The sequence below is a fragment of the Neochlamydia sp. AcF65 genome (assembly GCF_018342435.1).
GTDB lineage: Bacteria > Chlamydiota > Chlamydiia > Chlamydiales > Parachlamydiaceae > Neochlamydia.
The window spans coordinates 40,338-64,538 of record NZ_JAEMUE010000015.1; the positions used below are offsets into that span (position 1 = coordinate 40,338).

Sequence of the window (24,201 nt, forward strand, 5' to 3'; positions counted from 1 at the left end):
AAAACTTTAAGGAGCTTATTATGATCCCTTCATCTTCAACTTCTAGTACTCAGGTAACTTTCCGCACTACAGTCTCAGAGAATATAGAAGATGCGGTTTCAGGTGAGCTGATGACTCGGGCTGTTACTTTGTTTCCTTGTGGTCATACCTTTAACGAAGATACCGTCATCCAATGCTTAGCGCGCAATAAGCTTTGTCCTCTAGATAGAAGGCGTATTGAAAGACATGCTCCCAACTACACGGTGAGGCACCTAGCTGAAACGGCTGAATCCCATCCCTTGGAAGAAATTAAGCATGAACCTAGCCAAGAAGCTGTAGGACATTTCCTACGGGGTAAAGAACTGGCTGAAAAAGGAGAGTATGCAACTGCTATAGAAACTTTACTGCAAGCTTTGCAATTAACTCCTACGTATGAAAAAGCCCAAGCCTATCTTGAATTTTGCCTTAAACGCTCTTCCGAAAATTCTTTATCTTCGCAGCAAGTTCCTCCTCTTATTTCGATTAAAAATAAAGGCCAAGAAAAAAGCTTTTCTTCTACAGAGTCTTCTAAAGAACGCTATACGGAACTTTTATTCAATTTGCTAGAAGAGCCTTCTATACAAGAAAATTCTATATTAAAGAAGATATTAGAGAATCAAGTCGAAGAGTTGATGAGCCAGGAGAGCGAAGAACTAACGGAGAAAGAAAAGACAAGCTATAAATGGACCGAAAAATTACTAGGAGAAAATAAAAAGGTTAGGCAATTTGTCGGTGAAAAGCTGCGGCAAATCCACCAGCAGTCTTCCTCTCTTGCCCCAGGCGTTCCTCACTCTTTTATTTCTTCTTTATCTGCTATCTCGTCTAAAGAAATTCAACCTCTTGTTTCTCCATCTCCTATTTCTATGACCTCGCTTTACAACGCTATTATGCAGGTTCATTTTCCTGAGGGGAATGAGAATCTTATAGAACAAGCTTATATTTTGGATAAAATTTATGAAATAGAGTCCAATCTTTCTAGTGAAGAAAAAGTACCCTACATCTTTCAAAAGCTTTTTACCTTAGCCGCTTCTCTTTCTCCTACAGAATTTGAAGGAAATACTAAGGAGAGCCAAGCCTTTACCCTTTCTAATTATTCCTCCTTTCTACTAAATATTAACCGCCTCTTAATTTGGCAAAAGCTACCTGGAGGAAACGATTATCTCAATCAACCTCAGATCAAAGCTTTACCTTTAAAGAAAAGAGGAGAGCTGTTAACGCAGTGGATAGAAAAGCATGGTAAAAACATTACCAAACTGGATTTAGATGAGGAGTTAGATTTGACCATTTTACCGCCAGAGATAGGGCAGCTCTCTCAGCTGCAAACGCTTAACTTAAGTAATAATCAGTTAACTACTCTTCCACCAGAAATAGGACAGCTTTCTCAGCTGCAAGGGCTTTGGTTATATAACAACCAGCTAACCGCTATTCCTGCTGAAATAGGACAGCTTACTAAGCTAGAAGTGCTTAACTTAGGCGATAATCAGTTAACCGCTCTACCTGCCGAGATAGGGCAGCTTACTAAACTGCAAAGCCTTGCCTTATGCCGCAACCAGTTTACCATTATTCCTGCAGAGATATGGCAACTCTCTCAGCTGCAAATGCTTACCTTAAGTGATAACCAGCTAACCATTATTCCTGCAGAGATAGGGCAGCTCTCTCAGCTGCAATCGCTTAACTTAAGTAATAACCAGCTAACTATTATTCCTGCCGAGATAGGGCAGCTTTCTCATCTGGATACGCTTTGGTTAAGCAACAACCAGCGAGCCTGTATTCCGCGGAAATTGAGTCTCGGCTTTCTCAGCTGCATACGCATGCGCTTTGGTTAAGCAATAACAGGCTAACCCCTTGCCTAATGAGACTGAGATAGGGCAGCTTTCTCGTTTGCAAGCGCTTTTGTTAGATAGCAACCAATTAGCCGTTATTCCATACCTTCCTAAGCTAAGATCACTCAAGATTGATGATAACCCTCTTAAGAAGATATTATGAAGGGAAACTTGCTTTTTATATTCTTCTTTACTTTGGTGAATAAACGGGAATCTATCTTTCCTAGCCTTTGGGCCAAGGTTTCAGATAGGTAGCTTACAATTGGCAAAAATTTTCCCTTTTAAGCCTTTTAGTAGGTTATTCAGGCTATAAAATGAAAGATTTGAGAGCAAAAACGTTGAGACGCTAATCCAAAAAGATGAGATAAAAATTGATAAAAGGTAAGAACAGCGACTATAGCTTCTATCAAGTAGGAATGTTTTTTTTCTCTTAAAATAAAAATTGATCAATAAAGATGAAAAGAATAAGTTAATGGCGAAAAGATAAGACACGACCTTAAAAAGCAGGTCAGGCCAGCATTTGTGGCAATCGCTTATCTTAAAACTTTAAGGAGCTTATCATGATCCCTTCATCTTCTACTTCTAGCACCCAGCTAACTTTCCGTACTACAGTCTCAGAGAATATAGAAGATGCCGTCTCAGGAGAGCTGATGACTCGGGCTGTTACTTTGTTCCCTTGTGGCCATACCTTCAATGAAGATACCGTTATCCAATGCTTAGCGCGCAATAAACTTTGTCCTCTAGATAGAAGGCTTATTGAAAGACATGCACCTAACTACACGGTGCGACACCTAGCCGAAACGGCTGAAGCCCATCCATTAGAAGAACTTAAGCATGAGCCTAGCGAAGAAGCTGTAGGACATTTCCTACGAGGTAAAGAACTGGCTGAAAAAGGAGAGTATACAACTGCTATAGAAGCTTTACTTCAAGCTTTGCAATTAACTCCTACCTATGAAAAAGCTCAAGCTTATCTTGAATTTTGCCTTAAACGCTCTTCCAAAGCTTCTTTATCTTCCCAGCAACTTCCCCCTCTTTTTACTGAGAGTAGAGATAAAGGTAAAGAGAAAAGCCTTTCTTCTATAAACTCTCCTAAAGAAGACTATACTGAACTCTTATTCAACCTGTTAGAAGAGCCCTCCATTCAAGAAAACTCTATTTTAAAGAAGATATTAGAGAATCAAGTCGAAGAGTTGATGAGCCAAGAGGGTGAAGAGCTAAATGAGAAAGAAAAGATAAGCTATAAATGGACGGAGAAATTATTAGGAGAAAATAAAAAGGTTAGGCAGTTTGTCGTTGAAAAACTGCGGCAAATCCACCAGCAGTCCTCTTGTCTAGCCTCGGTTGCTCCTCAACCTTCTATTTCTACTTCATCTACTACCCCTATTTCCATGGTTTCGCTTTACAAGGCAATCGTCCAAGTTCATTTTCCTGAGGGAAGCGGGGATTCCATAGCACAAGCTGGCATTTTAGATAGGATTTATGGAATTAAGCCTACTCTTTCTGCTGAAGAAAAAGTTCCTTATATTTTTCAAAAACTTTTTACCTTAGCTGCTTCTCTTTCTCCTACAGAATTTAAAGAAAATTCTAAGGAAAGCAAGGTCTTGACCCTTTCTAATTATTCTTCCTATCTACTAAATATTAACCGCCTCTTACTTTGGCAAAATCTACCTGGAGGAACCGATTATCTCAACCAGCCAAAGATAAAAGCTTTACCTTTAAAGAAAAAAGGAGAACTGCTAAAGCAGTGGATAGAAAAGCATGGCAAAAACATTATCAAACTGAACTTAGATGAGGTAGAGGTAGGCCTGACCTTTTTACCGCCCGAGATCTGGCAACTTTCTCGGCTATCCTGCCTTTCCATAAGCAATGATCAACTAACTACTCTTCCTCCAGAAATAGGGCAGCTTTCTCATCTACAAACGCTTGACTTATGTTGCAACCAGCTAACAACCCTGCCTGGAGAACTCTGGCAGCTTTTTGAACTGCGAGAGCTCTACTTAACCCTCAATCTCAATCAACTAGCTGCTATTCCTGTCGAGATAGGCCAGCTCTCTAGGCTGCAAAAGCTTGACTTACGCTACCACCAGATAGCCAATATTTCTGCCGAGATAAGTCAGCTCTCTAGGCTGCAAAAGCTTGACTTAAGCTTCAACAATCTAACTGCTATTCCTGCAGCCATTGGGCAGCTTTCTAAGCTACAAAGGCTTTGTTTAGGTAGTAACCAGCTAACCGCTATTCCTCCGGAAATAGGGCAGCTTTCTGAGCTAAATTGGCTTGACTTAAGCTCCAACCAGTTAACGGCTATTCCTGCAGCCATTGGGCAGCTTTCTAAGCTACAAAGGCTTGAATTAGGTTGCAACCAGCTAACCGTTATTCCTGCTGAGGTAGGGCAGCTTTTTCAGCTACAAATGCTTAGCTTACATAACAACCAGCTAACCGCTATTCCTGCGGAAATCGGGCAGCTTTCCCAGCTAGATTGGCTTGACTTAATCCGCAACCAGCTAGCCGTTGTTCCACACCTTCCTAAGGTAAGAATGCTTAATATTGAGAGTAATCTCATTTAGATGGTATTATGAAGGTAGATCTGTCTTTTGTGCACTTCTTTACGTTGGTAAATAAAGGTAAATCTACCTTCCCTAGCCTTATTTAAGGCAATCGCTTATCATAAAACTTTAAGGAGCTTATTATGATTCCTTCATCTTCTACTTCTAGCACCCAGGTAACTTTCCGCACTACAGTCTCAGAGAATATAGAAGATGCGGTCTCAGGTGAGCTGATGACTCGAGCAGTTACTTTGTTTCCTTGTGGCCATACCTTCAACGAAAATACCGTCATCCAATGTTTAGCACGTAATAAGCTTTGTCCTCTAGATAGAAGGCTTATTGAAAGGCATGCACCCAACTACACGGTGAGGCACTTAGCCGAAACAGCTGAATCCCATCCCTTAGAAGAAATTAAGCATGAACCTAGCGAAGAAGCTGTAGGACATTTCTTACGGGGTAAAGAACTTGCTGAACAAGGAGAGCATGCCAGTGCCATAGAAGCTTTACTACAAGCTTTGCAATTAACTCCTACCTATGAAAAAGCCCAAGCCTACCTTGAATTTTGCCTTAAATGCTCTTCCGAAGCTTCTTCATCTTCGCAGCAAGTTCCTCCTCTTTTTTTGATTAAAGATAAAGGCAAAGAAAAAAGCCTTTCCTCTACAGGCTCTTCTAAAGAAAGTTATACTGAACTTTTATTCAATCTGTTAGAAGAGCCTTCCATTCAAGAAAACTCTATATTAAAGAAGATACTAGAAAATCAAGTTGAAGAATTGATGAGCCAGGAGAGTGAAGAGCTAAATGAGAAAGAAAAGATAAGCTATAAATGGGCGGAAAAATTATTAGGAGAAAATAAAAAGGTTAGGCAATTTGTTGTTGAAAAACTGCGTCAAATTTACTCGGACTTTTCTTGCCTTGTCTCGGTTGCTCCTCAACCTTCTATTTCCAGCTCTTCATTATTTAGTCCTATTTCTCAACCTGCTATTATTAACACTTCTTGGTTTAACGCTACTTCTCAACCTTCTATTTCTAGCTCGTCTTTGTTTAGCTCTGCTGAAGAACTTCAACCTCTTTCTCCTTCATCTATAACACCTCTCTCCATGACCTCGCTTTACAATGCAATTGTCCAGGTTCATTTTCCTGAGGGGAAGGAGAATTTTATAGTACAAGCTGATTTTGTAGATAAGATTTATGAAATTAAACCTACTCTTTCTATTGAAGAAAAAGTACCCTACATCTTTCAACAGCTTTTTACCTTAGCCACTTTTTTTTCTCCTACAGAGTTTGAAGGAAATACTAAGGAAAGTAAGGCTTTTACCATCTCTAATTACTCCTCTTACCTGCTGGGCATTAACCGCCTCTTAATCTGGCAGAAGCTGCCAGGAGGAGCAGGGTTCTTGAACCAACCACAGATTAAATCTTTACCTTTAAAGCAAAAAGGAGAGTTGTTAGCGCAGTGGATAGAAGAACATGGTAAAAATATCACCCACCTGAACTTAGAGGAGTTAGGCTTGACCTCTTTACCCCCAGAGCTTTGGCAGCTTTCTCAGCTGCAAGTGCTTTGTTTAAGCAACAACCTGCTAACCGCTATTCCTGCAGAAATTGGGCAGCTTTCTCAGCTGTGCCAGCTTAAATTAGATCGCAACCAGTTAACTGCTCTGCCTGCTGCCATCGGGCAACTTTCTCAGCTGAAAAAACTTTGGTTAAGCAATAACAAGCTAACTACTATTCCTGCAGAAATTGGGCAACTTTCTCAGCTGGAATGGCTTTGGTTAAGCAATAACAAGCTAACCACTATTCCTGCAGAAATAGGGCAGCTTTCTCAACTGCGAAACCTTGGCTTAACTAACAACCAGCTAACCATCCTTCCATCGCCCACCTATCATCTTTCTCAGTTGTTTCAGCTTAAATTAGATAACAATCAGCTAACCACTCTTTCTCCATCCATTGGGCAACTTTCTCATCTGCAAGTTCTTTCTTTAAACGGCAACCAACTAACCGCTATTCCTGCAGAAATTGGGCAGCTTTCTCAGCTGAAAGGGCTTTGTTTAGACGGCAACCATCTAACCTCTATCCCTGCAGACATCATCGGGCTGATTCCTAAGCTTTGGTTGTTTTCAGCTAATGGTAATCCCCTTTAGAGTATACCATGAAAAGGGTAAAAGCTTTTCTTAAACTCAAAGCTTTAGTGCAAAAAGGAAGCATAACTTTATAGTTCTCGGATGAAACCATTAAAGGATGGAGGGAAAATAAAAGCACGGGTAAGAAGGGACTCCCAAGAATTTACTCTGCTGAAGCTATCTTATGCGTGTTGATGATTAAAGCGATTTATCATTTGCCCCTCCTAAGCTGTTTTAAAGATTCCTTTGTCGCTGGCTACTTTGCTGACTTCCAAAAGCTGCCTGTTCCTTTTCACACTCGCATCTGCCGGCTCATTAAAGAGGCTTGGGCAGGAGCTTAAAAAGTTAAACCGCAAGCGTTCCAACAGGCATAGTCTTTGATTCTACTTGGATGAAATTTTATGGCAAAGGAGAGTGGAAAGTACGCCAGCATGGCAAAGCATGAAGGACTTGGAGAAAGATTCACTTAAGCGTTTGCACAGGCTTGCATGAGATCATTTTTAAATAAATTGATCTCGATTAATCAAGCCGATGATTTAGTGGCGAGCCAAATGATCCCCAAGCTGCCAAAGGGCGTAAAAACCACTTATAGAGAGGGTGCCTATGATAAGCAACCTTTCTATCGATCATCATATGTTCGGGGCATAGATCTTGTAGGGCCTCTAAGAAGAGGAGGAAGATTATGCCAAGATGCGGACAAACCTTGGGTGAAAAAAGAAATGATAACTTAAAAGTCATTCAAGACTTGGGAAGAGACGATGAGGCTAGGCAATTTTAGAAAAAGCTTTGTGGTTATCATAGAAGATCGCTTGTCGAAACGGCGATGTATTGCTTTAAAAAAAGCTTTGTAAATGATGTTCGCTATAGGAAACTACCCTCATAGAAAGTGAAAATAAATATAAGCGGTAAAAAAAGCGGCTATAGCTTCTACCAAAGGTAAACAAAGCTCTTCTTATTTCTCTTAAAATAAAAATTGATCAATAAAGATAAAAAAAGTAATTTAATGGCGAAAAGGTAAGGCAAAACCTTAAAAATCAACTTGAACCAGCATTTAAGGCAGTCACTTATCCTAAAACTTTAAGGAGCTTATTATGATCCCTTCATCTTCAACTTCTAGTACTCAGGTAACTTTCCGCACTACAGTCTCAGAGAATATAGAAGATGCGGTCTCAGGTGAGCTGATGACTCGAGCAGTTACTTTGTTTCCTTGTGGCCATACCTTTAACGAAGATACCGTGATCCAATGCTTAGCACGCAATAAACTTTGTCCTCTAGATAGAAGGCTTATTGAAAGGCATGCACCCAACTACACAGTGAGGCACTTGGCTGAAACAGCTGAGTCTCATCCATTAGAAGAACTTAAGCATGAACCTAACGAAGAAGCTGTAGGACATTTCTTACGAGGTAAAGAACTGGCTGAACAAGGAGAGCATGCAACTGCTATAGAAGCTTTACTGCAAGCTTTGCAATTAGCTCCTACATATGAAAAAGCCCAAGCCTATCTTGAATTTTGCCTTAAGCGCACTTCCAAAGCTTCTTTATCTTCCCAGCAACTTCCTCCTCTTCCCCCTTCTTTTCATAGTAAAGATAAAGGTAAAGAAAAAAGCCTATCTTCTACAGAGTCTTCTAAAGAACGCTATACGGAACTTCTATTCAATCTGCTAGAAGAGCCCTCCATTCAAGAAAACTCTAGATTAAAGAAGATATTAGAGAATCAAGTCGAAGAGTTGATGAGCCAAGAGGGTGAAGAACTAAATGAGAAAGAAAAGATAAGTTATAAATGGACGGAGAAATTATTAGGAGAAAATAAAAAGGTTAGACAATTTGTCGTTGAAAAGCTGCTTCAAATCCACCAGCAGTCCTCCTGTCTTGCCCCAGGTGCTCTCCAACCTTCTATTTCTTCTTCATCTGCTATCTCGTCTAAAGGGATTCAACCTCTTTCTCCTCCATCTACTACTCCTATTTCCATGACCTCGCTTTATAAAGCAATCCTTCAGGTTCATTTTCCTGAGGGGAATAGGGATTTCATAGCACAAGCTGGCATTTTAGATAGGATTTATGGAATTAAGCCTACTCTTTCTGCTGAAGAAAAAGTTCCTTATATTTTTCAAAAACTTTTTAACTTAGCTGCTTCTCTTTCTCCTACAGAATTTAAAGAAAATGCTAAGGAAAGCAAGGCTATTACCCTTTCTAATTATTCCTCCTATCTACTAAATATTAACCGCCTCTTAATTTGGCAAAAGCTACCGGGAGGAAACGATTATCTCAACCAACCCCAGATAAAAGCTCTGCCTTTAAAGAAAAAAGGAGAGCTGTTAACGCAGTGGATAGAAAAGCATAGTAAAAATATTATTACCTTGGACTTAGATTGGGTAGGCTTGACTTATTTACCGCCAGAAATCTGGCAGCTTTCTCATCTTCAAGCGCTTAACTTAAGTAACAACCAGCTAACTGTTATTCCTTCATCTATTGGACACCTTTCTCAGCTGCAGACGCTTTACTTAAACTTCAACCAGTTAACTGCTATTCCTGCAGAGGTAGGGCGGCTTTCTCAGCTGCAAATGTTTAGGCTAGATAGCAACCTGCTAACCGCTGTTCCTGCAACCATTGGGCAGCTTTCTCAGCTGAGAGAACTTTGGTTATGCAATAACCAACTCACCACTATTCCTATAGAGATAGGGCAGCTTTCTCAACTGCAAACGCTTGACTTAACCAACAACAAACTCACCAATATTCCTGTAGAGGTAGGGCAGCTTTCTCAGCTACAACTGCTTTTATTAAGCAACAACTGGCTAACCACCATCCCTGCGGAAATGGGGCAACTTTCTCAGCTACAAAGCCTTGGCTTAGACGGCAACCAGTTAACGGCTATTCCTACATCTATTGGGCAGCTTTCCAAGCTGCAAGAGCTTGACTTAAGAAAAAACCAGTTAACGGCTATCCCTACATCTATTGGGCAGCTTTCCCGGCTGCAAATGTTTTGTTTACATAACAACCAGTTAACTGCTCTTCCTGCGGAAATCGGGCAGCTTTCTCGGCTGCAAACGTTTAGGTTAGATAGCAACCTGCTAACCGCTGTTCCTGCAGCCATTGGGCAGCTTTCTCAGCTGAGAGAGCTTTGGCTAAGCGAAAACAAGCTAACCACTATTCCTGCAGAGATAGGGCAGCTTTCTCAGCTGAGAGCGCTTTCCTTACATAACAACCATCTAACCACTCTTCCTGCAGAGATAGGGCAGCTTTCTCAGTTGCAAGGGCTTGGCTTAAGTAACAACCAGTTAATTGCTTTACCTGCTGAGATAGGGCAGTTATCGCAGTTGCAAACTCTTGTCTTAAGCAATAATCAGCTAACTGCTCTTCCCTCAGAGATAGGGCAGCTTTCTCAACTGCAAGTCTTTAACTTAAGCTACAACCAGATAAGCAGTATCTCTGCGGAAATAAGGCAGTTTCAGTGGGATCAGTTGGAAGAGTTGGAAGGACTTGATCTAAGTGTAAGCTTTCCCCAGCTGCCCGCTGTTCCTGCGGAAATAGGGCAGTTATCTCGGCTGCTAGCACTTAACTTAGATCACAATCAGCTCACCACTGTTCCTAAGGAGATAGCACAGCTCTCTAAGCTGCAAGAGCTTGACTTGAGCTACAACCAAATAACCAGCATTCCTATGGAAATAGTGCAGTTGTCTCATCTGCAAGAGCTTAATTTAAGCCATAACCAGCTAACCATTATTCCTCATCTTCCTAAGCTAAGATTACTCAAGATTGATGGTAATCTCCTTTAGATGGCATTATGAAGTCAATCCTATCTTTTGTATGCTTGTTTACTTGGGTGAATAAACGGGAATCTATCTTTCCTAGCCTTTGGGCCAAGTTTTCAGATAGGTAGCCTACAATTGACAAAAATTTTTTCTCTTAAGCCTTTTAGCGGGTTATTCAGACTATGAAATGAAAGATTTGAGAGTAAAAACTTTGAGAGGCTAATCCAAAGAGAGGAGATAAAAATTGATAAGCGGTAAAAACAGCGGCTATAGCTTCTACCAAATGCCAACAAAGCTTTTCTTTTTTTTCCTTAAAATAAAAATTGATCAATAAAGATGAAAGGAATAAGTTAATGGCGAAAAGGTAAGGCAAGAACTTAAAAAACAGGTTAGACCAGCATTTAAGGCAATCACTTATCCTAAAACTTTAAGGAGCTTATCATGATCCCTTCATCTTCTACTCCTGGCACCCAGGTAACTTTCCGCAACACAGTCTCAGAAAATATAAAAGATGCCGTATCAGGAGAGCTGATGACTCGGGCGGTTACTTTGTTTCCTTGTGGCCATACCTTCAACGAAGATACCGTCATCCAATGCTTAGCGCGCAATAAGCTTTGCCCTCTAGATAGAAAGCTTATTGAAAGACATGCACCCAACTACACGATGAGGCAACTGGCTGAAACGGCTGACTCCCATCCATTAGAGGAAATTAAGCATGAACCTAGCCAAGAAGCTGTAGGACATTTCTTACGAGGTAAAGAACTGGCTGAACAAGGAGAGCATACAACTGCTATAGAAGCTTTACTGCAAGCTTTGCAATTAACTCCTACCTATGAAAAAGCTCAAGCGTACCTTGAATTTTGCCTTAAACGTTCTTCCGAAGCTTCTTCATCTTCACAGCAAGTTCCTTCTCTTCCACCTTCTTTTCATAGTAAAGATAAAGGTAAAGAAAAAAGCCTTTCTTCTACAGAGACTCCTAAAGAAGGCTATACTGAACTCTTATTCAATCTGTTAGAAGAGCCTTCCATTCAAGAAAACTCTATTTTAAAGAAGATATTAGAGAATCAAGTCGAAGAGTTGATGAGCCAAGAGGGTGAAGAGCTAAATGAGAAAGAAAAGATAAGCTATAAATGGATGGAAAAATTATTAGGAGAAAATAAAAAGGTTAGGCAATTTGTCGTTGAAAAATTGCGCCAAATCCACCAAGAGTCCTCCTCTGTTGCCCCAGGCGTTCCTCAACCTTCTATTCCTTCTTCATCTATCAGCTCGACTAATGAAATTCAACCTCTTTCTCTTTCTTCCACAGCGTCTATTTCCATGACCTTGCTTTACAATGGAATCCTCCAGGTTCATTTTCCTAAAGGCAATGGGGATTTCATAGCACAAGCTGGCATTTTAGATAAGATTTATGAAATTAAACCTAATCTTTCTATTGAAGAAAAAGTCCTTTATATTTTTCAAAAGCTTTTTACCTTAGCTGCTTCTCTTTCTCCTACAGAATTTGAAGAAAATGCTAAGGAAAGCAAGGCCTTCACTCTTTCTAATTATTCCTCCTATCTACTAAATATTAACCGGCTCTTATTCTGGCAAAAGCTACCGGGAGGAACCGATTATCTCAACCAGCCCCAGATAAAAGCTTTATCTTTAAAGAAAAAAGGAGAGCTGTTAACACAGTGGATAGAAGAGCATGCTAAAAATATCACTATCCTGAAATTAATGAGGCTAGGCTTGACCTTTTTGCCGCCAGAACTGTGGCAGCTTTCTCAGCTACAAGACCTTGACTTAAGCAACAATCAGCTAACCGTTCTTTCTCCAGAAATCAGGCAGCTTTCTCAGCTGAAAAAACTTTATTTACGCAATAACAAGCTAACCACTATTCCTGCAGAAATTGGACAACTCTCTCAACTCAAACATCTTATCTTAGATCGCAATCAGCTAACCTTCCTTCCCGCAGAAATAAGGCAACTTTCTCAACTGGAGAGTCTTTGGCTACGTAGTAACCAGCTAATAATGCTTCCTGCAGAGATAGGGCAGCTTTCGCAGCTACAAAAGCTTCATTTAAACAGCAACCAGCTAACTTTCCTGCCCGTAGAAATAGGGCAACTTTCTCAACTGGAGAATCTTTGGTTACGTGGTAACCAGCTCACCGCTATTCCTGCAGAGATAGGGCAGCTTTCTCAGCTACTCGATCTTGACTTAAGCTATAACCAGCTAACCGCTCTTCCCAAGCTTCCAGATAGTGTTTGGCTTACAGTAACAGCAGATGGCAACCCTCTTCAAAGCATATCCTAAAGTAGGAATAATTGTTGTTTTGTAAATGAATAGTGAGGAATATAATATATTTCTTGGTTTGAAAATATATTGGTTATTAAAACAATATTGATGTGGTTACCACCCTTACTATATATTTTTTTGCCGGGAAAGTAATGCCATGCTTCTAGATTTTAGTTAATCCTGTTAGAGATGATGAAGCTAAAATAATTATTTATATAATGCCATTTGTTCTCATCCAGATTAAGCTTTAGGGTTACATGAGGGCGAAATGAAAAGGTGGAGCTTAAAAGAAATCATACTCTTTTTAAGAGCATGATAACTAGTTCGATTTAAAAGCAACAACCCACGGAATGAGAAGATAAAAATTTATGAAGGAGTAAAAGAGATTGTGAATGCTCTATAAAACTTACATACATCCTCTGTTTTTATTTATTAAAAATAAAAATTGCTTGTAAAAGAGAGAAAAGAGTAAGTTTTTGACGAAAAGGTAAGGCAAACCTTAAAAAAAGTAGGCTCCACCTACACATAAGGCAATTGCTTATCCTAAAACTTTAAGGAGTTTATTATGATCCCTTCATCTTCTACTTCTAGCACCCAGGTACCTTTCCGCACAACAGTTTCAGAGAATATAGAAGATGCGGTTTCAGGAGAGCTGATGACTCGGGCAGTTACTTTGTTTCCTTGTGGCCATACTTTTAATGAAGATACCGTTATCCAATGCTTGGCGCGCAATAAACTTTGTCCTCTAGATAGAAGGCTTATTGAAAGGCATGCACCCAACTACACAGTGAGGCACCTAGCTGAAACGGCTGAATCCCATCCATTAGAGGAAATTAAGCATGAACCTAGCCAAGAAGCTGTAGGACATTTTTTACGAGGTAAAGAACTGGCTGAACAAGGAGAGCATACAACTGCTATAGAAGCTTTACTGCAAGCTTTGCAATTAACTCCTACCTATGAAAAAGCTCAAGCGTACCTTGAATTTTGCCTTAAACGTTCTTCCGAAGCTTCTTCATCTTCACAGCAAGTTCCTTCTCTTCCACCTTCTTTTCATAGTAAAGATAAAGGTAAAGAGAAAAGTCTTTCTTCTACAAACTCTCCTAAAAAAGGCTATACTGAACTCTTATTCAATCTGTTAGAAGAGCCTTCCATTCAAGAAAATTCTATTTTAAAGAAGATATTAGAGAATCAAGTTGAAGAATTGATGAGCCAGGAGGGCGAAGAGCTAAGTGAGAAAGAAAAGATAAGCTATAAATGGACGGAAAAATTACTAGGAGAAAATAAAAAGGTTAGGCAATTTGTCGTTGAAAAGCTGCGCCAAATTCACCAGCAGTCCTCCTGTCTTGCCCCAGGTGCTCTCCAACCTTCTATTTCTTCTTCATCTACTATCTCGTCTAAAGAAATTCAAGCTCTTGCCTCTTCATCTACTACTCCTGTTTCCATGGCTTCGCTTTACAACGCTATTATGCAGGTTCATTTTCCTGAGGGGGAGGGGGATTTCATAGCACAAGCTGGCATTTTAGATAAGATTTATGAAATTAAGCCAAATCTTTCTATTGAAGAAAAAGTACCCTACATTTTTCAAAAACTCTTTAACTTAGCCGCTTCTCTTTCTCCTGCAAAATTTGAAGGAAATACTAAGGAGAGCCAAGCCTTTACCCTTTCTAATTATTCCTCCTATCTACTCAATATTAACCGTCTTTTACTCTGGCAGAAGCTACCCGGGGGAACAGACTACTTAAACCAACCTCAGATCAAAGCTTTACCTTTAAAGAAAAAAGGAGAGCTGTTAAAGCAGTGGATAAAAAAACATGGTAATAATATCACCGACCTGAGCTTAGATGGGATAGGCTTGACTTATTTACCACCCGAGATTTGGCAGCTTTCTCATCTTAAAGCGCTTGACTTAAGTAACAACCAGCTAACTGTTATTCCCCCAGAAATTGGGCAGCTTTCCCAGCTGATAGCTCTAGTCTTAGGCGATAACCATCTGACCATCATTTCTCCAGAAATTGGACAGCTTTCCCAGCTGATAGCTCTAAGCTTAGACGGTAACCATCTAACCATCATTCCTCCTGAAATCGGGCAGCTTTCTCACCTGCAATGGCTTAGCTTAAGGAGGAACCAGCTAGCCGCTATTCCTGCAGCCCTGGGGCAGCTTTTTCAGCTGCAAGGACTTGCCTTAAACAATAACCATCTGACCGTTATTCCTGCGGCTATCGGGCAGCTTTCTCGGCTGCAAACGCTTGGCTTAAGTAGCAACCTGTTAACTGTCATCCCTGCAGAGATAGGGCAGCTATCGCAGTTACAAACTCTTAACTTAGACAATAATCAGATAATTGCTATTCCTACAGCCATCGGGCAGCTTTCTCAGTTACAAACGCTCAACTTAAACGATAACCAGCTAACCATTGTTCCCGAAGAGGTATGTCACCTTTCTCAGCTGCAAACTCTTGCCTTAAGCAATAATCAGTTAACCGCTATTCCTGCAGAAATCGGGCAGCTTTCTCAACTGCAAAAGCTTGGCTTAAGTAACAACCACTTAAATGCCCTGTCTGCAGAGATATGGCAACTCTCTCAGCTGCAAATGCTTACCTTAAGTGATAACCAGCTAACCATTATTCCTGCAGAGATAGGGCAGTTATCTCAGCTACAAACGCTTGACTTAAGCAACAACCAGCTAAACGCTCTTCCTGCCGAGATAGGGCAGCTATTGCAGCTGCAAGCCCTTAACTTAAGTTGTAACTATCTGACGGTTATTCCTGCGGCTATCGGGCAGCTTTCTCAGCTAGAACTGCTTTTGTTAAGAGGCAATCGGCTAAAAGCTCTTTCTGCCGAGATAGGGCAGCTTTCTCATCTACAAGGACTTGCCTTATACAATAACCAGTTAACTGCTCTTCCTGCTGAGATAGGGCAACTTTCTCAGCTCGAAAAGCTTGATTTAAGCTTCAACCAATTAATTGCCCTGCCTGCAGAGATAGGGCAGCTTGCTGAGTTGGCAGTGCTTAATTTAAACTATAACCAGCTAACCGCTCTTCCTGCTGAGATAGGGCAGTTATCCCAACTGCAAGAGCTTGGCTTACATGCCAACCAGCTAGCCGTTATTCCTTTAGAGATAGGGCAGCTTTCTCAGCTGAAAATACTTGCCGTAAGTATTAATCAGCTAACTGCTATTCCTGCTGAGATAGGGCAACTTTCTCAGCTGCAAAAGCTTTGGTTAAGCAGCAACCAGTTAACCGCTGTTCCTGCAGCGATAGGGCAGCTTTCTCAGCTGAGAAAGCTTTTCCTAGATAACAACCAGCTAACCGCTCTGCCTACAGAGATAGGGCAGCTATCGCAGCTGAAAACTCTTGACTTAAGTAATAATCAGCTAATGGCTATTCCTTTAGAGATAGGGCAGCTTTCTCAGCTACATTTGCTTGACCTAAGGAACAACCAGCTAGCCGTTCTTCCTGCAGCCATCGAGCAGCTTTCTCAGCTGCAAGAGCTTGACTTAAGCTATAACCAGCTAACCATTATTTCTCACCTTCCTAAGGTAGGGAGGCTTAATATGGAGGGCAATCCACTTTAGACGGCATTATGAAGAAAGGATTATCTTTCGTGCAGTTCTTTGCTGTGGTAAAGAAACGAGGAACTATCTTCCCTAGCCTTTAAGCTACGTTTGTAGATTAAGCTTTAGTATGTTATGCAGGCGATAAAATGAAAGATTTGTGAGCAAAAAACTTGAGAAGCTAGCCTAAAGAGGTGAAAGAAAATTGATAAAATAATACATTTAATTTTAAGAAAGTAAAATTTTTATTTTTTTTAGGTTTCAAATTTGAAGAGTGGTAATCATCACGCTTTTGATTTCTAGTAAAGTCGCTTCGTTGACTGTAATAACGAAGGGCTCGATATAAATCGATTCTCCCTCTTCAGGCATATGCCCTAACTTAGAAAGGACTAGTTCTGATAGCTTTAATTTTTTCTCATCAGCTAGTTTTACATCAAATTGCTTATAAAACTCTTCGATCGTCATATCACCAGGTAGAGTTCTATCGATGATTAACTGATTAGTTAAAGTGTCTTGCTTGTGGATAGGGTGAGGGTGAGATCCAAAGATGGCTTGCATAATGCAGTCAAGGCTAAGGATGCCGGAGGCTTGTCCGTTGACATCTAAGACCACGGCTACGCTCTGATTATTGTTTTTAAATTGCTTGAGGATCTGCATGATGTTAGTATTTTGGGTGATAAACCAAGGAGGAAGGCAATAGTCACGCAGCCGTTTATTATCGGCAGCGCGAATCAATAGCCGCGGAAAAGCTATTCCTATAATATGATGGATCTCCCCGAGGTGGACGGTTAAGAAACGCTCTTTTGTTTTAGCCATTAAACGTTTAGCATCTAAGATCGTAGCAGTAGCACCTATGGTAGGAATCTGCTCAATAGGGATCATGAGCTGACGTGCTTCTTTATTATTCATCTTAAAGATATTGGCAGTAATCGTTTCAAATTCCTTGTTTTCCGAGCTGTGGAGTTTAATGTCATCTTGCTCTTCTAAAAGCTTCTGAAGCTCTTTTTGACTAAGGTAGAAGTTGGCATTAGATTCTCGTCCTCCAATTAAATAATTGGCTAATTTTGAAAGTCCGCTAATCACCCATAAAATGGGAGCCATCAATTTGGCAGTAAAGTAAACAATCGGTACTCCCATCATGGCAATATGCTCAGGATAGCGTCTGGCTGCCAAGATAGGGGCTAACTCGCCAAAAATTACGACTAGGATAACCTGCGATAAAGGGGCAAGATCAGGATCAAGACCTATGCTTTGATGAAAAACTCGAGCACATTCCGATCCAAACACCATGGCTAAATTAACGATAATTAAGGTAGTTCCAAATAATCGCGAAGGGTTATGAAGAAGATCATTGAGCCAAATTGCTCGTGTATGACCTTTGCTATAGTAATATTGCAGTCTTATCTTATTAAAAGAAACACAAGCCATTTCTGCCATGGAGAAAAAAGCTAAAACGAAAATAGAAAAAATATTAAAAAATAGCCACCAGCCTGCCGAAAGATTCATTTAATGCTACCTGCTTTTAAGCCTTCGAACGTATATTCTTCTTATCCTATTTGGATCAGCCGATAAAACTTGAAAGAGAAAGGCGTGGTTTTCAAATTTAGTGCCACTTTTAGGGATATCTCCCAACTGTTCTGTTAGCCATCCCCCTAAGGTAACCATACTTTCACTTTTTAAATCCGTTTCAAAATAGTTATTAAATTCATCCAATTCCATCTTCCCACTGGCAATAATCTCGTCTTTTCCTGCTTGGGTAAAGATAACTTTTTGATCGCGTAAATCTTTGATTTTCCCTACGACGACTTCGACGATATCTTCATAGGTAACTAAGCCCGAAATAGACCCATACTCATCTACTACCAGAGCTATTTCTTGGCCACTTTCTTCAAATCGCCTTAATAAGGTACGCGAAGGCGTGGTTTCTGGAATATAATAGGGGCGCCATAAGAAATTATTTAAATCTTGAGAGGTATGGATGGCTTGTCGATGGAGAAAATATTGCTTAGCATCAATAATTCCCAAAACATTTTCAATGCCATTTTCACAGACGGGGAGACGAGTACATTGTTTATCCACGAAAAGATGAACTAATTTGGTTAAAGGATCTTCTCTATTGTAAAATAGAATTTCTTGGCGCGGACGCATGATCTCTCTTACATTCGTATCCTGAAGATTTAAATATCCTCCAATTAATTCTCGTTCCTCATGGTTAAGAATCCCCGCTTCCTCAGATTTTTTTAGCACGTGATGAAGCTCTTCGCGCGATATATCGGCATCTTTTTTTAAAAAGAAAAAGAATACACGCGAAATGGGAGAGAGAATGTAAATGATAAATGTTTTGATCGGATATAGCAGACGTTGTAGAGAAGCTAAAGCAGGTGCGGTATGCTTAGAAAGCTTAACATTGTTTTGTATCCCCAGGTACTTCGGTACAATTTCGCCAAAAACTAGTAAAAGTACAAAAGGCAAGCCTACGGCCATTAGCCATCCACCAGCGTTTGTAAAAGCATGAGAGATGACGTTTTGCAGGAGAATATTGACGATCGTGTTAAGCAGAAAAACGGTAATTAGCAACTCACGCGGCTGTGCAAGTAGCCTAGAGATCAAGCGCTCACGCGAATCCTCACTGTTTTTAAAGCTTTTAACTCTTGTAGAAGAAAGAGAAAAAAGCGCTGCTTCTGAAGCAGAGCACCAACCAGAAGCAAGTGTGAGTAATAAGATAACTGCAATTAAAATTAAACTACTTATCATGGCTTGCTTGCCATTGATTTATCAAAAAAGACTTTAATTTGACCCTCGGGTACAAGGCCTAGACCTTTCATAAGAACTTGCTCGACCCACGCCGGATCGCTTTGGCTATTAATTTCAATTAAAAGCTTTTCTTGCAAAGCATACGCTTCTTTCTTTTGTTTTTCTAACTCTTGATAATGCTCTTGAAGGGTAGCATATTCTTTATTCTGTACTTTCATACCCTGTTCCAATAGCATATAGATAAAAAGGCCAAACAGAATGACCCACCAAGCTTGAAAAAAAAACTGTTCTACGTATCGATTAATTTTAAGAAGAAAGAGCTGCATACATCAAATTTATATTCTTTTGCTGTTTTTCTATCCAGCGTTTTAACAAAAGTTAACCATCTAGCAGCTTATCAATCAATGGCGACATGCAAAATCTCTGGATAGATGCACTAACAGATGTTTTTTCTTTGATAGGAAAAAAGCCAAAGAATGATCTTTTTATAGGGTTTTTCAAGGGCAAGAGTTTAGATGAAAGTTTACTTTGCCTGTTAGAATCCATTGGGCTGAAGCTAGGCCTGCTTCTCCTAGATTAAAATTCACCCATTCGGTACTTTTTCTATCTGGCTGCAGGACTCTTACAACTAATTTTTAAGTGACCAATAGATTTACTTAAACTTTCTCCATGAACCCTTTATTTTTTAGGGACGAAGATCTTAGCTTTCATTTCTAAGAAGAAATGCATCCACATAAAAGCTGCGAATCTTAAAGAAGATCTTAAGTGAATAAATCCCTATTTAAGTTGAAGTAAATAGATTTTAATGCTGCCCGGTGGCCAGCTTCTTTTCAGCTTTTTTGCCTATTGATAAGATTTTTTTTATCCCTCTCTATTCTCTTTGTTTATTGGAGAAATTAGGCTTTATAGATGTCTTTAAACTTTATAATTTTTTTATCGTTAACAAGGCAAATTCCATGTCTTTCTAGCATTTTCTAAACTATTAAAGCAAGCAAGCTCTTGTCAAATATTTTTAGATGAGATAAAAGCCTATCCTGCTTATTACTTTGCTAAAACCTATAAATTTTTCTTAAGTTTTTGGTTAACCCACAATGCTTAAGGGATGCTTAAAAAAAGGAGAATTGATGAAAAAAACTATTTTGGTCCACGGGATAATAGCCTTACTCTGTCATGCAGGAGCTTTAATGGCACACTGCCAAATGCCTTGTGGAGTCTATCATGATGAGCTGGTTTTCAATCAAGTCGATCAATACATCGAAACTATGTATAAAGGGATCACCGAGCTTAACAATAGCAAATTTTCTACTCCCTTTGAACGCAATAACTTCATCCGATGGGTAAAACTTAAAGATTCAGCTTCGGATGAAATTGCCAATCTTATTACGGCATACTTTCTTCAGCAAAAGATAAAGCCGGCTGAAGCTGACACTCCTAAACGTCTAATAAGTGCTCATAAAATGTTATTTGAGCTTACCGCTATTAAGCAGAACGTAAATATAAAGATGATAGAAACCTTTGCTGACGAGTGGGAAAATTTTAAACAGATGTTTCACGTTATTAATTATGAATGTCAGATTGACCTCATTAAACGCAGAAAACGAGAAAGAGATTTCCAACTTAAGGATCAGCAGAAGCTGAATGACAAGCTTCCCTCTGCGGAAAATCCTTCTTCCAATGAGCAGCATGAGCATTCTTCAGATGATCATGAGCATATTCATTAAGAATAAGAGCTTGGTGGGGGCAGATATAGCGAAAGGGTGCGGGTTTGAAAATAAAGAATAGAAAGCTTCTAAACTCTAACTTTAGAAATAATTAAATTTGCTTTTCTGCCCTTTTTCCAAGTTTCTTATTCCTTATGAAAGAGCCAGGCTCTTTCATAAGGAATAAGAATAATAGGGATTATCTTACTTGCTCTTCTAGGTGCTGCTTAAGCTTCTTTCTCGTAATTTTATTTTGTATGGATGAAAATGATCTAAAAGGTGTGTAAAAAGGATGGTTAGGCTTGAAAGCAAATTTTAGGCAGTTTATTCTTTGTTTTTCATCAAAGTCATTAAAAAGCGTAAAACCCATGTAGGATGCTTAAAAAAATATTTTATCAAATTTATATAGGTTACATGATTTAATGATCGATAGATAACATGGGGCTCATCTTTAAGTGTATCTTGAAGCCATTCCTTATGTAAGAAAAAAAAGTGCTTAGGAAGTTGTTGAAGGGGGAAAAAATCAATCTCTCTTGTTTCGGCGCCTTTTTGTAAGTTGCCCTTTAAAGGGGAACATTCATAAATTTCCGTAAAGCGTGCGAGTTTATTGATGGGAGTATATTCGGCTACTTTCCTTAGAACTTGTACGGTGAGACCCGTTTCTTCTAGTACTTCTCTAATAACAGCTTGGCAAGAGCTTTCATTATCTTCAACGCCCCCACCAGGTAGGACCCAAAGAGGAATATCTTGACGTTTGACTAATAGCACTTGAGATTTATTAGAATTAAAAATTACCCCTATTGCCGCATTCTTTCTCATATAAATATAGGTTCCAGAGACAGTTAAACAAATAGTGTAAAGCATAGAATCATAAGAAGCAAATGAAGTATTCTTAACGTACTATAACTAGCTTATTCTTTATGTTTTGCTGACAGTATTGTTAATTGACATATAATATCTTTTTCTATATAATTGGCCTGCTAAGCCCCTTTTTGAGGCTTGATATTGAATAGATAATTTATTAGCTAAAGTTTTTTTAGCATTCTTTGTAGGAGCTCTTAAAGGAATGCTTGAAGAAAAAACAAGGAAGGGAGTGTTGTTCACCATTTTCCTCTTTAACTCATCAATTTTTTCTTTTTTAGTTCATCTTATCCTTTTGAATCTCTAAGGCCCTTAGCGCACGTGCCTTTTGAAAAAGCATATTGCCTTTTTGAAGAGTTTAATTGTATTATTTATAGCTTTGCTTATTATTTGAATGGAGAAAAATATGTCTCTTAAAAAGTCATCTAGTGTAATGGCAGCAGGGCTAGCATTGTTTTCCATGTTTTTTGGTGCCGGTGATCTCATTTGGCCCTTAATCTTAGGAGGAAATGCTGGCGATAAAAACTTTTTTGCTATGCTGGGCTTACTAGTAACAGGTGTAAGTCTACCTTTACTAGGCTTGATAGCCATGATGATGTTTCGAGGTGACTATCGACAATTTTTTGGCCAAACAGGTAAATGGCCAGGTCTTATCCTAGTATTTATCATACAGGCAATTTTGGGTCCCATTGGCTCTATTCCGCGCTTAATTACACTTTCCTTTGCAACTTTAAAGCCTTATATGCCTGGAAATGTCACTCTTTTTACCTTTAGCATTTTATCCTCTCTACTCGTTTTGGGCTTTACTTTAAGAAAAAATAAAGTGATTAATTTTTTGGGATTGGTTTTGACTCCTCTTCTATTACTTTGTCTAGGATGTATTCTTGTTGTAGGTTTTATTCATCCACCCGAAGCTCATCTAGTTTCCTGGACATCCATAGAAGCATTTAATCAGGGCTTACATGTGGGTTATAATACTTTAGATTTAATTGCAGCTTTCATTTTTGCTCCTTTAGTTTTAAGCCATTTTATGACTGATCAAGAGGAGTCTAGCAGCGGAGAGCAACGACATGAGATTTTTAATAAAATGCTTAAAGCAAGCCTTTTAGCGGCAGGTCTACTCTCTGCAATGTATATTGGCCTGACCTCGGTGGCTTCCTTTTATACTCATGTATTGCCTGCTAACCATTTACCTGAGGAGCGCTTGTCAGCTATTGCGATGCATTTGCTAGGCCCCCAAGGCGCTTTTGTGGCATGTTTGGCGGTAGCCATGGCTTGTTTGACCACAGCAATTCCGCTGGTAAGTATCTGCGCCGATTACATCCAGAATGACCTTTTGCCTGTCGACAAAGGCCCTTTATTACCTTTAGGCATTACATTAGGTATCTCATTAGGAATTGCTAATTTAGGCTTTAGTGGAATTGCAAGCATGCTTTCCCCTTTGCTTAATATCTTATGTCCTAGCTTAATTGTGTTAAGCATTTCAAATATTATCAATAAGCTATACGAGATTAGAACACGAAAGGCACCCATTTTCATTACGTTTGCTTTGTCTACTATGAACTATTTTATTTAAGAAGCTAAGGTTTGCCTCAGCATCTGCATTCTAAAAATTTTTGGGGAAGGGATTTTTGGCAATCTTTAAAAATACCTTTAAGTTTTTTTGAAGTCTTTAGAATAAATAATATCTTTTAAAGAAATTAGATCTGCATAGCCAAAAAAATTAACTTTTTTCCAAGCAGACTCTCTCCGTAAAAACAAGCTTTTTATTAAGTATATGACTACATAAAGAGTTGCTCAAAGGCGTATAATCTTTTCCCAGCATTTCCAAGGTGATTTCTTAAGAAAGTGTTGGAAAGCTAGTTTTGATTTTCCTAGATAAAAGCAGATATGTTTTGCAAAGCCAAAGGAAAGCTACCCTGTCTTTTCTATCCGCGCCATTATTACAACGATCATGAATCGCTGCTTGTTTTAAGCTTGAAGAGATTCTCTGAGCGGATTAGTGGCTTTCTGGATAGCTAGGCGAAAAGGGATTAATAATACAAAATCAAAAAGTATTTTAATACTTAAATCACTAAGAGCCCAGTTCATCAGCGGAACAGGTTCTCCCCAAAATGCTAGGCTCCAAAAGATGCAAGTATCTACAAAAGAGGCTCCTATTGAAGCAAATAAAGGGGCAAACCACCATGTTCTTTTTCGCATAGAAGCGAAGATGCTAATATCTAATAGCTGCGAGATCAAAAAAGCTAGCCCTGAAGCACAAGCTATCTTAGGTGTAGACAACCAAATAGATAATAAAAATGCCAGCATAAAGCCCACATAGACGACGCGTTTAGCAACTCTAGGGCCATGCAAGCAATTATTAACTTCAGTGACCAAAAAGGATAGTGGATAAGTAAAAGATCCCCAGGTAAGCCAATCATTAATGGGAAATTGAACTAAAAAATTGCAGCTGGTAACGATAGCAATCATAGCAAGGTAAGCGAATTGAATACTGAACATACAACCCTCTGATTAAAAGCGTTATCTTACATAAAATGAGAATTATATGCCTACACTTAGTGTGTTTTCTTTGCTAATAAATACTTCTTTTTTCTCTTAGTAGAATCTCCCTATGTTTAGATTTAATCGATAAGCTTAAAGCAGGTTTTGCTTGATTATTATGAAGCTCTTCTAAATGTTGATCACTTGAAGCCAGCAAATAGGAAAAAAACATCGCCGGGCAAAAAAGCTTTACCCTCGTCTCCTGAAAATTTTTTACTGATTGTTATTTTAAAACTTTTTACCGAGTGGATAAGCTTTATAGCCATCC

The 24,201-nt window shown here is 39.3% G+C and carries 15 protein-coding genes; 10 read left to right on the forward strand and 5 right to left on the reverse strand.

Going from position 1 to position 24,201, the window contains the following annotated elements:
- Positions 1-20: 20 nt before the first annotated feature.
- The 8 genes from NEOC65_RS01325 to NEOC65_RS01360 all read left to right on the forward strand — a co-directional run bounded on the left by NEOC65_RS01325 (position 21) and on the right by NEOC65_RS01360 (position 16,095).
- A complete protein-coding gene (locus tag NEOC65_RS01325) occupies positions 21-1,844 on the forward strand; it encodes a leucine-rich repeat domain-containing protein (RefSeq protein WP_213155454.1) in 1,824 nt (607 codons plus the stop codon).
- A gap of 19 nt (positions 1,845-1,863) precedes the next feature.
- Entirely contained in the window at positions 1,864-2,004 is a 141-nt protein-coding gene (locus NEOC65_RS01330; RefSeq protein WP_213155455.1) for a hypothetical protein, read from the forward strand.
- Positions 2,005-2,401: 397 nt separating this feature from the next.
- Positions 2,402-4,405 (forward strand): leucine-rich repeat domain-containing protein, encoded by a 2,004-nt coding sequence (locus tag NEOC65_RS01335; protein ID WP_213155456.1) that lies wholly within the window; start codon positions 2,402-2,404, stop codon positions 4,403-4,405.
- 122 nt (positions 4,406-4,527) lie between these two features.
- Positions 4,528-6,522: a leucine-rich repeat domain-containing protein gene (locus tag NEOC65_RS01340; RefSeq protein WP_213155457.1), complete on the forward strand. Its 1,995-nt coding sequence runs from the start codon at positions 4,528-4,530 to the stop codon at positions 6,520-6,522.
- An 89-nt stretch (positions 6,523-6,611) separates the two neighbouring features.
- A complete protein-coding gene (locus NEOC65_RS09905; RefSeq protein ID WP_213155480.1) occupies positions 6,612-6,842 on the forward strand; it encodes a transposase in 231 nt (76 codons plus the stop codon).
- Between the two features lie 750 nt (positions 6,843-7,592).
- Entirely contained in the window at positions 7,593-10,274 is a 2,682-nt protein-coding gene (locus NEOC65_RS01350; RefSeq protein ID WP_213155458.1) for a leucine-rich repeat domain-containing protein, read from the forward strand.
- A 417-nt stretch (positions 10,275-10,691) separates the two neighbouring features.
- Complete coding sequence (locus NEOC65_RS01355; protein ID WP_213155459.1) at positions 10,692-12,542, forward strand: leucine-rich repeat domain-containing protein; 1,851 nt, start codon at positions 10,692-10,694, stop codon at positions 12,540-12,542.
- A 547-nt stretch (positions 12,543-13,089) separates the two neighbouring features.
- Positions 13,090-16,095, forward strand: coding sequence for a leucine-rich repeat domain-containing protein (locus NEOC65_RS01360; protein ID WP_213155460.1), 3,006 nt, complete (start codon positions 13,090-13,092; stop codon positions 16,093-16,095).
- Positions 16,096-16,335: 240 nt separating this feature from the next.
- Here the strand turns inward: NEOC65_RS01360 and NEOC65_RS01365 are convergent, their stop codons facing one another.
- From NEOC65_RS01365 to NEOC65_RS01375, 3 genes are read right to left on the reverse strand one after another with little or no spacing between them, the layout of a single operon-like run.
- Positions 16,336-17,580, reverse strand: coding sequence for a CNNM domain-containing protein (locus tag NEOC65_RS01365; RefSeq protein ID WP_213155461.1), 1,245 nt, complete (start codon positions 17,578-17,580; stop codon positions 16,336-16,338).
- Positions 17,581-17,586: 6 nt separating this feature from the next.
- Positions 17,587-18,828 carry a hemolysin family protein gene (locus NEOC65_RS01370; RefSeq protein ID WP_213155462.1) on the reverse strand — a complete coding sequence of 414 codons (1,242 nt, stop codon included), beginning with the start codon at positions 18,826-18,828 and terminating at the stop codon, positions 17,587-17,589.
- A complete protein-coding gene (locus NEOC65_RS01375) occupies positions 18,825-19,046 on the reverse strand; it encodes a hypothetical protein (RefSeq protein WP_242678235.1) in 222 nt (73 codons plus the stop codon). The genes NEOC65_RS01370 and NEOC65_RS01375 overlap by 4 nt, the downstream gene beginning before the upstream one ends.
- Positions 19,047-19,952: 906 nt before the next feature.
- Here NEOC65_RS01375 and NEOC65_RS01380 point away from each other — a divergent pair.
- Positions 19,953-20,549, forward strand: a complete 597-nt coding sequence (locus tag NEOC65_RS01380; protein WP_213155463.1) for a superoxide dismutase [Ni] — start codon at positions 19,953-19,955, stop codon at positions 20,547-20,549.
- 303 nt (positions 20,550-20,852) lie between these two features.
- Here NEOC65_RS01380 and NEOC65_RS01385 read toward each other — a convergent pair whose 3' ends face one another.
- Positions 20,853-21,392, reverse strand: coding sequence for an NUDIX hydrolase (locus NEOC65_RS01385; RefSeq protein WP_249298960.1), 540 nt, complete (start codon positions 21,390-21,392; stop codon positions 20,853-20,855).
- 403 nt (positions 21,393-21,795) lie between these two features.
- Between NEOC65_RS01385 and NEOC65_RS01390 the strand changes: the two genes are divergently transcribed.
- Complete coding sequence (locus NEOC65_RS01390; protein WP_249298962.1) at positions 21,796-22,965, forward strand: branched-chain amino acid transport system II carrier protein; 1,170 nt, start codon at positions 21,796-21,798, stop codon at positions 22,963-22,965.
- A 395-nt stretch (positions 22,966-23,360) separates the two neighbouring features.
- On the opposite strand, the gene NEOC65_RS01395 is transcribed toward NEOC65_RS01390, so the two are convergent.
- Positions 23,361-23,891 carry a VUT family protein gene (locus tag NEOC65_RS01395; protein WP_039385714.1) on the reverse strand — a complete coding sequence of 177 codons (531 nt, stop codon included), beginning with the start codon at positions 23,889-23,891 and terminating at the stop codon, positions 23,361-23,363.
- Positions 23,892-24,201 lie beyond the last annotated feature (310 nt).

Excerpts from the sequence above, each read along its gene's own strand:
- NEOC65_RS01335 (WP_213155456.1), top strand. The coding sequence starts at position 2,402 with ATGATCCCTTCATCTTCTACTTCTAGCACCCAGCTAACTTTCCGTACT.
- NEOC65_RS01375 (WP_242678235.1), bottom strand. The coding sequence starts at position 19,046 with ATGAAAGTACAGAATAAAGAATATGCTACCCTTCAAGAGCATTATCAA.
- NEOC65_RS01380 (WP_213155463.1), top strand. The coding sequence starts at position 19,953 with ATGAAAAAAACTATTTTGGTCCACGGGATAATAGCCTTACTCTGTCAT.
- NEOC65_RS01340 (WP_213155457.1), top strand. The coding sequence starts at position 4,528 with ATGATTCCTTCATCTTCTACTTCTAGCACCCAGGTAACTTTCCGCACT.
- NEOC65_RS01370 (WP_213155462.1), bottom strand. The coding sequence starts at position 18,828 with ATGATAAGTAGTTTAATTTTAATTGCAGTTATCTTATTACTCACACTT.
- NEOC65_RS01395 (WP_039385714.1), bottom strand. The coding sequence starts at position 23,891 with ATGTTCAGTATTCAATTCGCTTACCTTGCTATGATTGCTATCGTTACC.
- NEOC65_RS01325 (WP_213155454.1), top strand. The coding sequence starts at position 21 with ATGATCCCTTCATCTTCAACTTCTAGTACTCAGGTAACTTTCCGCACT.
- NEOC65_RS01385 (WP_249298960.1), bottom strand. The coding sequence starts at position 21,392 with ATGCTTTACACTATTTGTTTAACTGTCTCTGGAACCTATATTTATATG.
- NEOC65_RS01360 (WP_213155460.1), top strand. The coding sequence starts at position 13,090 with ATGATCCCTTCATCTTCTACTTCTAGCACCCAGGTACCTTTCCGCACA.
- NEOC65_RS01350 (WP_213155458.1), top strand. The coding sequence starts at position 7,593 with ATGATCCCTTCATCTTCAACTTCTAGTACTCAGGTAACTTTCCGCACT.
- NEOC65_RS01355 (WP_213155459.1), top strand. The coding sequence starts at position 10,692 with ATGATCCCTTCATCTTCTACTCCTGGCACCCAGGTAACTTTCCGCAAC.
- NEOC65_RS01365 (WP_213155461.1), bottom strand. The coding sequence starts at position 17,580 with ATGAATCTTTCGGCAGGCTGGTGGCTATTTTTTAATATTTTTTCTATT.
- NEOC65_RS01390 (WP_249298962.1), top strand. The coding sequence starts at position 21,796 with ATGTCTCTTAAAAAGTCATCTAGTGTAATGGCAGCAGGGCTAGCATTG.